General features: G+C 71.8%; 10 protein-coding genes. 5 read left to right on the top strand and 5 right to left on the bottom strand.

Annotated features, from left to right (window positions below):
- The first annotated feature begins 89 nt into the window (after positions 1–89).
- Together D3273_RS07895 and D3273_RS07890 are read left to right on the top strand one after the other, a co-directional pair.
- Positions 90–2,963 carry an EAL domain-containing protein gene (locus D3273_RS07895; protein WP_245501060.1) on the top strand — a complete coding sequence of 958 codons (2,874 nt, stop codon included), beginning with the start codon at positions 90–92 and terminating at the stop codon, positions 2,961–2,963.
- A 19-nt stretch (positions 2,964–2,982) separates the two neighbouring features.
- Positions 2,983–3,906, top strand: a complete 924-nt coding sequence (locus D3273_RS07890) for a glycosyltransferase family protein (RefSeq protein WP_129225207.1) — start codon at positions 2,983–2,985, stop codon at positions 3,904–3,906.
- Between the two features lie 43 nt (positions 3,907–3,949).
- Here the strand turns inward: D3273_RS07890 and D3273_RS07885 are convergent, their stop codons facing one another.
- From D3273_RS07885 to D3273_RS07875, 3 genes are read right to left on the bottom strand one after another with little or no spacing between them, the layout of a single operon-like run.
- Positions 3,950–5,293, bottom strand: a complete 1,344-nt coding sequence (locus tag D3273_RS07885) for a GGDEF domain-containing protein (protein ID WP_129225205.1) — start codon at positions 5,291–5,293, stop codon at positions 3,950–3,952.
- 7 nt (positions 5,294–5,300) lie between these two features.
- Positions 5,301–6,200, bottom strand: a complete 900-nt coding sequence (locus tag D3273_RS07880) for a hypothetical protein (RefSeq protein WP_129225203.1) — start codon at positions 6,198–6,200, stop codon at positions 5,301–5,303.
- Positions 6,201–6,206: 6 nt separating this feature from the next.
- Positions 6,207–7,739, bottom strand: coding sequence for an FAD-binding oxidoreductase (locus tag D3273_RS07875; RefSeq protein ID WP_129225201.1), 1,533 nt, complete (start codon positions 7,737–7,739; stop codon positions 6,207–6,209).
- 378 nt (positions 7,740–8,117) lie between these two features.
- Between D3273_RS07875 and D3273_RS07870 the strand changes: the two genes are divergently transcribed.
- Positions 8,118–8,867, top strand: coding sequence for a PIG-L deacetylase family protein (locus D3273_RS07870; RefSeq protein WP_129225199.1), 750 nt, complete (start codon positions 8,118–8,120; stop codon positions 8,865–8,867).
- Between the two features lie 22 nt (positions 8,868–8,889).
- Here D3273_RS07870 and D3273_RS07865 read toward each other — a convergent pair whose 3' ends face one another.
- Positions 8,890–9,387 (bottom strand): DUF2244 domain-containing protein, encoded by a 498-nt coding sequence (locus D3273_RS07865; protein ID WP_245501059.1) that lies wholly within the window; start codon positions 9,385–9,387, stop codon positions 8,890–8,892.
- A 57-nt stretch (positions 9,388–9,444) separates the two neighbouring features.
- Here D3273_RS07865 and nth point away from each other — a divergent pair, with 57 nt between their 5' ends.
- Positions 9,445–10,179, top strand: a complete 735-nt coding sequence (gene nth, locus D3273_RS07860) for an endonuclease III (protein WP_129225195.1) — start codon at positions 9,445–9,447, stop codon at positions 10,177–10,179.
- 13 nt (positions 10,180–10,192) lie between these two features.
- Here nth and D3273_RS07855 read toward each other — a convergent pair whose 3' ends face one another.
- Positions 10,193–10,768, bottom strand: a complete 576-nt coding sequence (locus D3273_RS07855) for a hypothetical protein (RefSeq protein ID WP_129225193.1) — start codon at positions 10,766–10,768, stop codon at positions 10,193–10,195.
- Positions 10,769–11,494: 726 nt separating this feature from the next.
- Here D3273_RS07855 and D3273_RS07850 point away from each other — a divergent pair.
- Positions 11,495–14,584: a beta strand repeat-containing protein gene (locus D3273_RS07850; protein WP_129225191.1), complete on the top strand. Its 3,090-nt coding sequence runs from the start codon at positions 11,495–11,497 to the stop codon at positions 14,582–14,584.
- Positions 14,585–14,772: the final 188 nt, after the last annotated feature.

The raw sequence follows: 14,772 nt of genomic DNA, 5'->3' as shown, positions 1-14,772 counted from the left end.
GACGGTCATCGCCCGCGCGTGCCGCGGGCCCGAACCCCTCGCTCCCGCCCGCTCGAATCCCGCCCGCAAGTCCACACAGTCCAGGTGCCGTGCGTCGTTCCCTCACCCTGATCGTCCTGGCCCTGCTCTGTCTCGCGCCCCTGCGGCCCGCGCTCGCCGTGGAAGCCGTGCGGGTGTCGCTGGACAGCACGGCCGTCGACCTCACGCCCGTGGTGGAGCATTTCACCGGCCAGGGCGACCGGATCCAGATCTCCACCGCGCCGGGCCCGGACGGCATCGTCCGCCGCATCGAGGTGGGGGCGAAGCAGAGCGGCACGCGGCCGAACTGGATCGTCTTCGCGCTCACCAACGACACGGACGAGCAGATCGAACGCCTGCTCGTGGCGCCCCACTTCCGCCTCGTCGGATCGGGGCTGGTGTGGCCCGACCTCGGCGCCAACCGCATCTCGGCCATCACGGCGAGCCAGGGCTTCGCGCCCGAAACCCAGGACAGCCCGGATGCGGACATCTTCCGCATCACGCTCGACCCCGGCTCCACCGTCACCTACGTGGCGGAGCTGCGCACCGCGAACCTGCCGCAGCTGACCCTGTGGGCGCCCGACGCCTACAAGGACCAGATCAACAACATCACCCTCTACAAGGGCATCGTGATCGGCATCGCGGGCCTGCTGGCGCTGTTCCTCACCATCGTGTTCGTGGTGCGGGGGGCGGTGATCTTTCCCGCGGCGGCGGCCCTGGCCTGGGCGGTGCTGGCCTACGTCTGCATCGACTTCGGCTTCTGGCACCGGCTCTTCGCGGTCGGCGGCGACACCGACCAGGTGGCACGGGCCGTGGCCGAGGCCGTGCTGGCGGCGACGCTGTTCGTGTTCCTGTTCGCCTATCTCCACCTCAACCGCTGGCACGTCCGCTACGGCCACATCGGCGCGGCCTGGTTCCTGTTCCTCCTGGCGCTGGTCGGCTTCGCCCTCTACGACGCGCCCGTGGCGGCGGGCGTCGCCCGCATCACGCTGTCGGCCGTGGCCGGCATCGGGCTGATCCTGGTGCTGTACCTGTCGACCCACGGCTACGATCGCGCCGTGATGCTGATCCCTACCTGGTTCATCCTGTCGATGTGGGTGACGGCGGCAGGCTTCACCGTCGAGGGCGTGTTCTCGAACGACCTCGTGTCGCCCGCCCTGATGGGGGGGCTCGTGCTGCTGGTCATGCTGATCGGCTTCACCATCATGCAGAACGCCTTCGCGGGCTCCGGCCTGGGACACGGCGCCGTGTCGGATTCGGAGCGCAAGGCGCTGGCGCTGACGGGCTCGGGCGACGTCATCTTCGATTGGGACGTCGATGCCGACCGCATCTACGTCAGCCCGGAGATCGAGCACCAGCTCGGCCTCAAGCGCGGCAGCCTCGAAGGGCCGGCCTCGGGTTGGTTCGACCTGCTGCACGGCTTCGACCGCGAGCGCTACCGCGCGTCGCTCGACACGGTGCTGGAACAGCGCTGCGGCCGCATCTCGCACTTCTTCCGCCTGCGCGCCGCGGACGGCCACTACTTCTGGTACACGCTGAAGGCCCGCCCGGTGGTGGGCCAGGACGGCGAGGTGGTGCGGGTCGTCGGCACGCTCAGCGACTGCACGGAATCCAAGACCGCCGAGGAGCGCCTGCTCCACGACGCCGTGCACGACAACCTCACGGGCCTGCCGAACCGCGAGCTGTTCTTCGACCGGCTCGACGCCGCCCTGACCATGGGGGCCGGCGTCGGCGCGTCCCGCCCCACCGTGATCACCCTCGACGTCGACCGCTTCAAGCACGTCAACGAGCAGGTGGGCCCCTCCGTCGGCGACTCGATCCTGCTCACGATCGCGCGCCGCCTGGGCCGCCTGCTGCGCCAGCAGGACACGATGGCGCGGATCGGCGGCGACCAGTTCGCCTTCATCGTCATGTCGGAACAGAACCCCGACGCCGTGCTGGCGCTGGCCGACACGCTGCGCCGCACGCTGTCGACGCCCATCACCTTCGGCGACCACGAGATCGCGCTGACCTGCTCGGGGGGGCTCGCCCCCTACGACCCCGGCGTCCACGCCAAGCGCGAAACCATGCTGCAGGACGCCGAGGTCGCCATGGCGCACGCCAAGCGCGCCGGCGGCGACCGCGTCGAGCTGTTCCGCCCCGCCATGCGCTCCGTGCGCACCGAGCGGGTGACGCTGGAATCGGACCTCCGCCGCGCCGTCGAGCGCAACGAGATCAAGGTGCATTTCCAGCCCATCGTCCGCCTGGAGGACCGCACCATCGCGGGGTTCGAGGCCCTGCTGCGCTGGACGCATCCGCGGCTCGGCAACGTCCCCCCCTCCGAGTTCATCCCGGTGGCGGAGCAGACGGGCCTGATCGTCGACCTCGGCCTGTTCGCGCTCGACCGCACGGCCCGGGAGCTCGCGGCGTGGCAGGCGGCGCTCGACGTCTACCCGCCGATCTACGCCAGCGTGAACGTGTCGTCGCGCCAGCTCCTGCGCCACGACCTGCTCGGCGACGTGAAGTCCGTGCTGACGCGCTCGGGCGTGCTGCGCGACTCCTTGAAGCTGGAGCTGACCGAAAGCCTGGTGATGGAGAACCCCGAATATGCGGCCAAGATGCTCGGCCGCATCCGCGACCTCGGGGCCGGCCTGTCGCTCGACGACTTCGGCACGGGCTATTCGTCGCTGAGCTACCTGCAGCGCTTCCCCTTCGACACGATCAAGATCGACCAGAGCTTCGTGCGGCAGAACGGCAAAGGCGCGCGGCCCATCATCCTGCGCTCCATCGTCGGCCTCGCCCACGACCTCGGCATGGAAGTCGTGGCCGAGGGCGCGGAATCGGAGAGCGACGTCATCGAGCTGTCGCAGCTCGGCTGCGAATACGCGCAGGGCTTCGCCTTCGGCCAGGCCATCACGGCGGCGGAAGCGCGGCGGCTCGTCGGCGCCGCGAGCGAGGCCGCCTGAGGGCGGGACGTGCCGCCCGATGACCGACCTCCCCGACCCCCTCCCCGTCGCGGCCGGCATCGTGTCCTTCCATCCGGACGCCGCGCTGCTGCTCGACCTCGTGGCGACGCTGTCGCGCGACGTCGGCCGCATCTACCTCTTCAACAACGCCCCCCTGGAGCCCGCGCTGGAAGCCGTGCTGGCCGACTACCCGGCCCTCGTCGCCATCACGGCGGATTCGAACCTCGGCGTCGGCGTGGGGCTGAACTTCATCGCCCTGGCGGCCAGCCGCGACGGCTTCGAGCGGTTGGCGCTGTTCGACCAGGATTCGCGCCCGTGGCCCGGCATGCTGCCGCGGCTCGGGCTCGCCTTCGACCGGCTCGAAGCCCTGCGCCGGGCCCCCGCCGCCCTGGCGCCCCGGCTGGTGGCGCCGCGCGGCCGCGTGGCGGGCGCTTCGAAGCCGCCGCGCTACCGGCCGCGCCGGGGCTGCCCGCCCGACGGCGCGCTGACGCCCGTCGACTTCCTGCCGACATCGGGCACGCTGTTCAACCTGCGCACCCTGCGCGAGACGGGGATGTTCCGCGCCGACTTCTTCATCGACGCCATCGACCTCGAATGGTGCTTCCGCGCCTGGGCGCGGGGCCAGTCCTGCTGGCTCGCCTCCGACGTGCCGATGGAACACACGGTCGGCACCGGGACGATCCCGCTCGGCTTCGGCCTCACCATGCCGAACCAGCGCCCGTTCCGCATGGGGACCTACCTGCGCAACACGCTGTACGGGTTCCGCCTCGCCCACGTCCCGCTGGGCTGGAAGCTGAAGCAGCTCCTGTACCTGCCGCTGCAATGCTTCGGCTTCGCCCGCCATCACCGTTTCCGCGCTGCTGCGGTCGGGCCGATGCTGCGGGGCCTGCGCGACGGGCTCGCCGGCCGGCTCGGGGTGCCGCCGGACGGGCCGCCGTCCTGAGCCAGGCCCGGATCCGCCGTCGCGTGTCGCCCGGGGACGCCGCTCAGGCGACGTTCCGCCGGCCCCACGCCGCGGCAGCGTCCGCCGCCTCGACCCGGTTGCGGCCGTTCCGCTTGGCGGCGTAGAGGGCCGCGTCGGCGCGCACCAGCATGCGGTCGACGCTTTCGCCGGGGTCGAGCTCCGCGACGCCGAACGAGCAGGTCCGCGTGCCCACGGCCGGCAGGTCCAGCTCCTCCATCCGCTGCCGCAGCGCTTCCGCGACGCCGCGGGCCGCGGCGACACCGGTGTTCGGGCACAGGACCATGAACTCCTCGCCGCCCCAGCGCCCGAGGCCGTCGCCTTCGCGGAGGCTCCGGCGCAGGGCGTCCGCGAAGGCGACGAGCACGGCATCGCCGACGGCGTGGCCGTGCCGGTCGTTGATGGACTTGAAGTGGTCGATGTCGCCCAGGATGACGCTCAGAGGCCGTCCCTCGCCGGCCCGCGCGGCTTCCCTGTCGAGGGCCTCGTCGAGGTCGCGGCGGTTGCCGAGCCCCGTCAGCTGGTCGGTGCGGGCGAGGCGCGCGAGGTCGCGGGTGCGCTCGTCGACCCTGGCCTGCAGGGTCGCATTCGCGTCCTGGAGGTCGCGCATGAGAGCGGCATTGGCGTCGAAGGCGCCGCGCAGCTTGGCCGTCATGGCGTTGAAGGCGCGGGCGAGGAGGTCGAGCTCGTGGCTCCCGCGCGACCGCAGGGTCAGCGGCTCCGCTCCCAGGCTGCCGGCGTCGAGCCGCGCCACGAAGGCGCCGATCTCGTCGAGCGGCCGTCCCACCATGCGCCGGATCACGACGAAGAAGATGCCCCACAGCGTCAGGGTCTTCAGCGCCGAATTGATCAGGATGACGACGAACGTGTCCCACACCTGATCGAACGCGATGCCGTCGTTGGACCGCACGGTCCAGCGCCCGACCAGATGCGTCCGGCGGCTCTCGTCCGCGTAGACGAGGTCGAAGCTGCGGTCGAACGGCTGGTCCAGGGACGTCACCGATCGCTGCCGGGCGGCGTCCGTCCCGACGCGCTCGACCACGGCCCCGTGTTCGTCGCGCACCTCGACGGCCACCACCGCGGGCATTTCGGCGATGCCGGTCAGGATGCCGTGCAGGACGTCGGTGTTGAAGCTCCACATGGCTTCGGCGAGGCCGCGCCCGAAGGTCCGCTCCATGGCCTGGATGTCCGCTTCGAGGCGGCGGTGGGCACTCCGGTATTCGCCGACCATCTGCGCGGCCGTCACCGCCACGGCGACGCCGAAGTAGCAGCCGAAGATGACCCTGAGCAGACGGGTCGCCAGCGAGCGGGCCGATGCGCCGCCGGCGTCGGGTCGCCCTGCGGCGCGGGAGCCTTCGCTGGTCGGCATGGTCGGCCTATTCGCTCGCCAGGAACGCGCGATCGTAGACGTCGCGCACGGTCGCGACGTCGGCGTCGTCGGTCCAGGCCTCGACCGTCGCACGATAGCTCGGGCTCGGCCGCTCGGCCCGCAGCACGGCGTCGACGCGGGCGATGACCTCCCGTCCCCAATCGGTCTTCGGGCACATCACCCGGCTGAACACCGGCGCCGGCGCTTCCGCGAAGGGCAGTCCCACGAACGTGCCGCGCTGCCCCAGCTTCTCCCCCGCATAGGCGGCCATGGCCGAATATTCGACGAGGTAGTCCAGCCGGTCGGCGAGCAGCATGCGGAAGGCTTCGCCGAAGTCGGCGTGGACGCGGGACGGCGGGGCCCGACGGATCAGGGCGTCGATGCCGTCTCCCATCGACCTGTCCTTCAGCATGCTGGACCGCAGGGCGGGATCGGCCAGCACGGCTTCGAGCGACAAGGGACCGCGGGCCTCGAACCGCGCGCGCTCCGGGGCATGCACGACGATCCGCAGCGGGTAGAACATGGCGACCGGCAGCGAGAACAGGGCGAAGCCGTCCCGCTCCGGCGTCCTGACCCCGCCGACGAAGCAGAGCGGGACGCCGTCCTTCACCGATGCCAGCACGCGGGGGAACGGCATCACCACGGCCGGCTGCGGCGTGCCCGACAGGCGGTCGTCGAGGAGGTGCCGGATGCGGTCGAAGACGCCCGCGTCGCGGTCCGGCCCGTCGGCGATCATGTAGGGCGGGGCGTCGTAGACCGCCCAGGCGGGGGCAGCCTCCCCGGCGCGTCCCGCGCCCGGGAAGGCCGCCAGGAGGAGAGCCGAGACGAAAGCGAGGAGCTTCGGCGCACGGGCGATGCGCGCCGGGCCGTCGCGACGTGCCGCGGGGAGGCGGAGGACGGTGACCATGCCCCGTCAGCCCCGCGCGCTCACGCGGCTCGGCAGGGGCACGCTTTGTGGAAAGCGGAAGAACTCGTGCGGGTCGTATTGCAGCTTCACCTGGGACAGGCGGCCGAGGTTGTCGCCGTAATAGGCCCGCTGCCAGTCGGGCAGGCTCCGACTCGGGAAGTTGACGTAGGACTGCTGCATCACGTGACGCTCCATCGCGTCGAAGTAGCCGGCCAGCCATTCCTTCTGCCGAGCCACGACCGCGGGCGTGTCGAGCGGGCTCCAGGTGGTCTCCATCTCGAAGATGTAATCGGCCTGTCGATGGACGTAGGCCGTGTCTTCGGGCCGTTTCTCCTTCACCTTGCCTCCGACGGCGAACAGAATGCCCATGTTGTCCTGGCGCAGCGACCCTCCCGGCCAGCGCGTCATCTGCGTCAGCATGGTGTCCACCGCATCGCCGCTGAGCCCGCCCTTCACGTAGCGCGAGCGGAGGTCGTAGAGCCCGAGCGGATCGTCGGTCACGAGGTAGTCTCGGGCGCTCCAGTAGCTCATGCCGTTGACCTCGAGGATCGCCGGGTCGGCGATCGAGATCGCCTTCGCCATGGCGGCGCGGAACTGGTCCGGCGGTCCCCAGAACTGGCCGAAGGTTTGGACCGCGAGGTCGTCCCTCGTCGGCACGCCGACCTTCGAGGGGGCGATCTTCGTGCGCGTCGACAGGGTCGTGGCGTTCTCGGCCTGGATCTGCTGAAGCGCCAGCACGATCTCGACCTGCCGGGTGGCGGGCCACACGATGTTGAACACCGTCACGTCGACGTTCTTCACGTCATACAGGTCGAAGATGAAGGATGTGTGCACGCCGAAGTTGCCCCCGCCACCGCCCCGGGCCGCCCAGAACAGGTCGGGGTCGAGGTCCCGCGCCTCCGCGGCCCGGCGCAGGCGACCGTCGGCCGTCACCACTTCGGTCGAGCGCAGGCTGTCGCAGGTCAGCCCATGCCGGGTGGCGGAGAAGCCCCAGCCGCCGCCGAGCACGAGGCCGCTCGTCCCCACCGTAGGGCAGCGCCCCGACGGCACCGCGAAGCCGGCGCCGCGCAACGCGTCGGCCAAGTCCTGGTTGCTGGCGCCGGCCTCCACGACGGCCGTCCGCGTGCCGCGATCGATCGTGATCCGGTTCATGGGCTTCACGTCGATCAGCAGGCCGTCGGTGGTCGAGAAGCCCGCGTAATTGTGTCCCCCCGAACGCACCGCGAAATCGCGGGACGGGCCTTTCTGCCCTTGGAGCCACTCCACGCAGGCCCGGACGTCGTCCGGCCCGGTGCAGAGCGCGACCGCCCGCGGATGGACATCGGCCCAGCGTCCGGCGTTGGGCCAGGCTGCAACGGCATAGCCATCGTCGCCGGGCCGGAGGAGACGCCCCTTCAGGGCTTTCGACAGGGAATCGAGGGCGCCCCCGCCCGGGCGGCTCAGGGCGGAAGCCGGGACCGGATCGACGGCACGGCCGAGGGCCGATCCACCAGCCACGATGGCAGCCGATTGCAGGAAGCGTCGGCGGTCGAGAATCATGGGGCAGCTCGCGGCGGTCTGACCGATCGGTCGCCGCTACCCTGGAACAACGGCGTTCAACATCGCGTTAATCCGCCCTCCCGTTCCAGCCACCCGGCGTGGGTGGGTGGAAACGTTGACGCGAGCCGCCTCCGTGATGGGCGGCACCCTCCCGGTCCCCGCGGCCCAACACGGCATCCGGCCGTCGATTCGGGGCGGAGGCGGACGTCGTTCGAGCGCTCGAAGGCGCAATCCTTGGCTTGAAGGGCGATCCCGCCGCCTGTCCCGCACATCGGTCGCCGCGGGCGGCGCTTCACCCCCGTGCGGTCCGACGTCATCGGGCCATCTTCTTCCGCGAGGGGAGACAGGACCCCGACCTCGAAACCGTGAACCGCCCGCATGCGCACCGCCCTCGCCCTGTCGCCCCACCTCGACGATGCCGCCTTCTCCTGCGGCGGCATCCTGGCACGGCTCGCCGCGTCCGGCTGGCGCGTGGTCGTGGCGACGGTGTTCACGGCTTCGGTGCCGGAGCCGCGCGGCTTCGCCCTCGCCTGCCAGCTCGACAAGGGCCTCGGCGCCGAGGTCGACTACATGGCGCTGCGCCGCGACGAGGACGCCGCCGCCATGCGGGCGCTCGGCGCCGAGCCGCTGTGGCTGCCGTTCCGCGAAGCGCCCCACCGCGGCTACGACGACGCGCCGGCGCTGTTCGCCGGGGTGCGTCCGGGGGACGGGATCGTCGACGACCTCGCCCCGGCCTTCGCCGCGCTGCTGGACGCGCACCGGCCCGCCCTGGTCCTGGCGCCGCAATGCATCGGCGGCCATGCCGACCACGTCCAGGTCGTGCGGGCCTTCGACCGCGTGGGCTGGCCCGGTCCCACGCTGTGGTGGCGCGATTTCCCCTACGTGGTGCGCGACGCGAGCCCGCGCGAGCCGCTGCGGGACCGGATGGCGAAGCTGGCCGAGGAGGAGGTGGCGCTGATGCCCGGCGAGGCGGACGCGAAGCGGCGGGCCTGCCTCGCCTATGCGAGCCAGCTCGGGTTCCAGTTCGGGGGCGCGGAGGGCCTGGAGCGGAGGCTCGCCGGATCGAACGGCGTCGAAACCGTCCGCCGCGACGGCGCCGTCGCGCCCTCGCTCGGCGCGCCTTCCTGACGGCCGGGCGGGGCCGCCGGCCTCAATCGTAGCGGTATCCTCGCCGCGCTTCCGCCAGCGCGCGCCCGAGGTCGTCGGCGAAGCGCCCCTTGGCGTCGGCACCCAGGAAGCCAGCCACCTCGACGCGGTTCGCCCGCGCCACAAGGTCGAGCCGCTGCGTGCCGAACTCGACGTGCTCCTGGCGCTCCAGCCTCACCCAGGACGGGTTGAAGCGCCATTCGGCGCGCGCACCCGCCGCGTCGACCTTGGCCAGCGTGAGCTGCAGCACGGTCACCTCCACGTCCTCGTAGGCGCGGGCCGACCGGAAGCTCGCCTTGAAGGCGACGTAGACCGCCAGAACGTCGAGGCCCATGAAGCCCGCCACCGGCCAGGCGCCCATGATCACGAAGGGCAGGGTCGACACGAAGCTGACGCCCGCGATGCCGAGCAGCAGGACGCGGAACTGGCGCTGGTTCAGCGAGCGGTGCGGGCGCAGGCGCGTCGCGAACAGCACCGGCTCGGCGGGATCGGCATCGGACATGCGGCGACCTCCCATGGTATCCGGGCAGCGCCCCTGACCTCGGCATATAGGACCCGCATGGCCCGGAAGAAGCCACCCTCCCGCGACGGCGCAGCCGCGGTCGACCTGGGCGCGCCCGGCGGCACGCATCCCGTGGCGGCATCGGTGATCGACGACGCCCACGAGGCGGGGCGCGTGGCCGCCATCTTCGGGCGGCTGCGCTCCGCCAACCCCAAACCCGAGACCGAGCTGAACTATTCCGACCCCTTCACGCTGCTGGTCGCCGTGGTGCTGTCGGCGCAGGCCACCGACGTGTCGGTCAACAAGGCCACGGGGCCGCTCTTCGCCGCCGCCGACACGCCCGCCGCCATCCTCCAGCTCGGCGAGGAGCGCCTGCGGGACTTCGTGAAGACGATCGGGCTCTACAATTCCAAGGCCAAGAACGTGATGGCGCTCTGCGCCCTGCTGGTGGAACGGCACGGCGGGACGGTGCCGCGCGACCGCGCCCTGCTCGAAGCCCTGCCGGGCGTCGGCCGCAAGACGGCCAACGTGGTGCTGAACACCGTCTGGGGCGAGCCCGTCGTCGCGGTCGACACGCACGTCTTCCGCGTGTCGAACCGCCTCGCCATCGCGCCCGGCGCGACGCCCTTGGCGGTCGAACTCGGGCTCGAGAAGGCGATCCCGGCCGAGTTCATGCGCGACGCCCACCACTGGATGATCCTGCACGGCCGCTACGTGTGCGTGGCCCGGAAGCCGCTCTGCGGCGCCTGCCCGGTGTCGGACCTGTGCCCCTGGCCCGACAAGTCGGCCTGAACCCGCCGGTCCGTCAGCGCGCCGGGTCCGGTGGGGCGTGGGATTCGACGTAGGTGCGCAGCCGCAAGCCCTCGGCCTCCACATCGCGGACCACCCTGCCGCTCCCGGGCCGCGGGGCCTCGCCCTTGCCGAACGCGGGCCCGACCGCGGCTGACGGCTCCACGGCGGCCCGGACGGCGCCGTCGACGGGGGCGGCGGACGGCGCCGACGCCAGCGCGTCGAGATCGGCGGAAGCGCGCACCGGGTCCCAGCCTTCGAGCTCCCAGTCGCTTTGGCGCGCGTCCATGTCCACGGCGCCTTCGCGGTCGAGCACCTCGACGACCCGCGCGGCGTCGCCGGCGCCGAGCATCACCGAAACGAGGAAGCCGCCGCGGCGCAGGCCCTCGCCGTAGGCGTGACGATCCACGTCCGCCATGAAGAGGTCCTTGACGGTGTCCCAGACGCTTCGGTCGCGCGTGGGCACGGGCTCGACCGCCATCGGGGTTGAGCCCCCCTCGACGAGGGTGATGCGCTCGCGCGCCACCTTTGCGGCGACGAGGTCGTCGACCGCCTGCTGGGCGGCGGCCCGATCGTCGAAAAAGGCCGTCACGGCGCTCCGAACCGTCGCCGATCCATCCCTGGCCATCGCCAGCCTCCCATCGCGGCGCCCGCCGCCGCCCAAATCGACAACGGGGCGGATGGCGGGGCGGTTGCCGACGATGCCGCGCGCGGCGACGATCACGCATTTGTGATCGACGCCGCGTCGGATCGCGCTTCGATGCACCCCGCGGCCGCCCTCTTTCCCCCCCTGACAGGGGTCCGGCGCCGCTCCCCACGGCGAGGGCGCGGCGCGCTGCATCCCGGGTTGAACGGGGCTCCGGTTGCCGTCGGCGAAGCTTGGAAACTCACCGGTCCGACGCCGTCGGGGGGCCGTCCTGCCCCCCGTTCAAGTCCCGAAAACCCATCGGCCGCGACGGGTCCGCCGATCGGCTGGCGCGCCACGGCTCGGGCCCTCTGCCATCGCGCCGCCGCGACCGCCCTGGGCGCCACAAGCGTTGCATATTCATTAAAAATCGATCGACACGAAGTTGATCATGGTTCAAATCCAGCAACAATCGCAGACGTATCCTGTGCCAAAACAGGATTTACTCTCAATTTTGCGGTCTACCAGCGTTTAGAGGACCACGGCCTTCCATGCCTCCACCGCAAGCCTCTTCCGAGGCTGATCCGAGTGGAGCAAACGATGGCATTGGACATCACCAGAACCCTTATCGGCCCCACCAACACGACCGGCATCATTGGCGGAGTCGTGGACTCGTCCACATCGACGAATCCGTTGACTGTCGAGGCAGGGGTCACGCTCGACGGCACGCTGCCATCCGTCCTGGGTGGGATCCTCGGCTCGGTCGTGGGCGATGGCGTCAAGGCGACGTTGCCGGCCGCGACCGTCACCAATCTCGGCACCGTCGGGGGCAATGTCGGCATCGACCTCACGCTCGGCGGCACGGTCACCAACGGGGCGGCAGCCGCCGTCACCGGCGTGGCGGCGGGCATCGACGTGGCCAACACCGGTTCGGGCCAAAACTCGACGGTGTCCAACGCGGGTACGGTTTCGGCGAGCGGCCAGGGGGGCATCGGCGTCGTGCTGGACGCCGGCGCGCTGACCAACGGCGGGACGATCGCGGCGACGGGGGACGCCGGCATCGGCGCGACCATCGGCACCGGCACGGTCCAGAACGCGGCGGCCTCCTCCATCATCCAGGGCACGCTCGACGGGCTCGACGTCCTCGGCACGGCGGCCGTCACCAATGCCGGATCGATCTCGGGGACGACCGGGGCCGGCGTGACCCTCGCGGCCGGCACCCTGGAGAACGACCTGGGGGGCACGATCAGCGGCGCGGTCGACGGGGTGCTCAGCACCGGTGCCGGCACGATCGACAACGCCGGCACGGTGCTGGCCACCGCGGGCGACGGCGTGTCGACCGCGGCCGGCACCCTCACCAACGAGGCCGGCGGCACCATCACGGGCGCGGTGAACGGCATCCTCGGCAACGGCGATGCGGCGATCACCAACGCCGGCTCCGTGACGGGCCAAGCCGCGAGCGGCGTCGCCCTGACGGGCGGCGACCTCGCCAACGCGGCGGGCGCCACCATCACCGGCGCGGTCGACGGGGTGCTCAATACCGGCGCCGGCACGATCGACAACGCCGGCACGGTGCTGGCCACCGCGGGCGACGGCGTGTCGACCGCGTCCGGCACCCTTATCAACGAGGCCACCGGGGCCATCACGGGCACGGTGAACGGCATCCTCGGCAACGGCGATGCGGCGATCACCAACGCCGGCTCGGTGCTGGCCACCGCGGGCGACGGCGTGTCGACCGCGTCCGGCACCCTTATCAACGAGGCCACCGGCGCCATCACGGGCACGGTGAACGGCATCCTCGGCACCGGCGATGCGGCGATCACCAACGCCGGCTCGGTGACGGGCCAGGCCGCGAGCGGCATCGCCCTGACGGGCGGCACACTGGCGAACGACCTCGGCGGCACGATCGCCGGCGCGGTCGACGGCGTGAGAATGGCGACGACCGGCACGGTGTCCAACCTCGGCACCATCTCGGCCACGGGTGCCGATGGGATCGGCGTGAACCTGATCGGCGGAGGCGTGGTCGTCGACTCCGGCACGATCAGCGGCAGCGATGCCACGGGCGCTGCGGGCGGCGTCGCCGTCAGCCTCGGCGGCACCGGCGGCAGCAGGCTCGTTCTCGACCCCAGCGCGGTCCTGAACGGGATCGCCCAGGCGGCCGGCCAGGGCAACACGCTGGAGATCGCGGCGGGCGTCGGCACGACGGCGCTGAACGATCTCGGCACCACGATCACCGGATTCGACACGACCGTCCTCGACAGCGGCGCGGTCGTCGCCGTCGCTGGGGCCATCACCGCGCCGGGCACGGTGACGCTGGGCGACGGCGCATCGCTGACGCTCGGCGGACCCGTGGCGGCAGGCGTCACGGTCGACCTCGGGGGGCAGGCCGCCAAGCTCACGCTGGGCGATCCGGCGGGTTTCCTGGGCGCGATCACCAACCTGGGCGCGGACGACACGCTCGACCTCGGCGTCCTGGGTGCGGGCGCAACGGTCGCCTACGACCCCACCCAACAAGCGCTGAACGTCACGACGGCAGGTATGGTCAGCACGGTCATCCCGGTCCAACTGGCGGCCGGCCTCGATCCTCTCACCGTGGGACTGACGTTGGGCGGCGATGGCACCGGTGGCACCACCATCACGGTCGGAACCGGCACCGGCGGCACCGGCACCGGCGGCACAGGGACGGGCGGCACGGGGACGGGCGGCACGGGCACTGGCGGCACGGGAACGGGAACGGGAACGGGCGGCACCGGCACCGGCACCGGCACCGGCACCGGAACGGGTTCCGGTGCGGGCGGCACGGGAACCGGAGCGGGGACCGGCACGGGCTCGGGTCCCGGCACCGTCACGGGCGGCACCGGAACCGGCGGCACCGGGGTCCCCTTCGGCGGGGCGGGCAACGGCACCACCGGAAACGACCCGGCGGGAACGATCTCTGCCGGCGGCACCACGGTGACGGTCGATCCCACGGCCGGCGGGACGACGGTCACCACCACGACGCCCCTCGGCGCGACGACCACGACGGTCCTGCCGCCCGGCAGCGCCGTCGCCCGGGGCACGGGGGCGGCCGGGGGCGACGTCGTCTCGATCGACCCGTCGGCCGCCTTCGATGGCAGGGGTCGGTTCACCGTCACGGGCCATGTGGCGAGCGCTTCGGGTGTGACCGGGGTTTCCATCTCGGCCGTGGTCGACGGTGGCGCCGCGACGGTGCTCGGCACCGCCATGGTCGCAGCCGACGGGAGCTACAGCTTCACGGACCGGGTCGGGCCGCACCTGCAGGGCTTCATCACCGCGACGGAAACGGACGCCGTCGGCGCCACGACGTCGGTCCAGGCGCCCTTTTCGCTGGAAGGCGGCCTCGCCGGCACCGGCAAGGTGGCGCAGGAGGTGCTGTACAACCCGGACGGCAGCGCCATCATCGGCACGACGAACTTCCATCGCGGCGGATCCAGCACCGTCCAGGTCGAAGCGTCCGGCCAAAGCTTCCAGTCCCACTTCTTCGACACGTTCAACAACGGCGGCGCCCCGGACAACACCTTCGTGTTCAATCCCGGCCACGGCCTCGACACGATCAACCTGTTCCGCGCCAACGGCGCGGATCACGACACCATCAGCCTTCCGTCGGCGGATTTCGCCGATCTCGCCGCGGTGCTGAGCGCCACCCACAACACGGCCGGCGGCGCCGTGATCGTCGATCCGACGTCGGGCGACGCCATCAGGCTCACGGGGGTGACGAAGGCGGAACTGAAGGCGAACCCGTCGGACTTCACCTTCCACGCCTGATCGCCCCGCAATAGCGGCATGAGGCCGCCCGGCTCGCGCCGGGCGGTTTCGCGTTCACCATGCCCCGCGTCGCCCGGGTTGCGGCGACGCGTCATGGCCCTCGACATGGCACCAAATCCGATTTCGACCGTTCTAAGGCGATCGGACGGCTGAAGCTGAGCCATAGCGGGCGCTCGGCCGCCCTCAAG

The organism is Lichenibacterium minor, from assembly GCF_004137685.1.
GTDB classification, from domain to species: Bacteria; Pseudomonadota; Alphaproteobacteria; order Rhizobiales; family Beijerinckiaceae; genus Lichenihabitans; species Lichenihabitans minor.
The sequence above is the reverse complement of the archived record's forward strand: the minus strand, read 5'-3'. Positions and strand labels throughout refer to the sequence as shown.

Excerpts from the sequence above, each read along its gene's own strand:
- D3273_RS07890 (WP_129225207.1), top strand. The coding sequence starts at position 2,983 with ATGACCGACCTCCCCGACCCCCTCCCCGTCGCGGCCGGCATCGTGTCC.
- D3273_RS07885 (WP_129225205.1), bottom strand. The coding sequence starts at position 5,293 with ATGCCGACCAGCGAAGGCTCCCGCGCCGCAGGGCGACCCGACGCCGGC.
- D3273_RS07880 (WP_129225203.1), bottom strand. The coding sequence starts at position 6,200 with ATGGTCACCGTCCTCCGCCTCCCCGCGGCACGTCGCGACGGCCCGGCG.
- D3273_RS07875 (WP_129225201.1), bottom strand. The coding sequence starts at position 7,739 with ATGATTCTCGACCGCCGACGCTTCCTGCAATCGGCTGCCATCGTGGCT.
- D3273_RS07870 (WP_129225199.1), top strand. The coding sequence starts at position 8,118 with ATGCGCACCGCCCTCGCCCTGTCGCCCCACCTCGACGATGCCGCCTTC.
- D3273_RS07865 (WP_245501059.1), bottom strand. The coding sequence starts at position 9,387 with ATGTCCGATGCCGATCCCGCCGAGCCGGTGCTGTTCGCGACGCGCCTG.
- nth (WP_129225195.1), top strand. The coding sequence starts at position 9,445 with ATGGCCCGGAAGAAGCCACCCTCCCGCGACGGCGCAGCCGCGGTCGAC.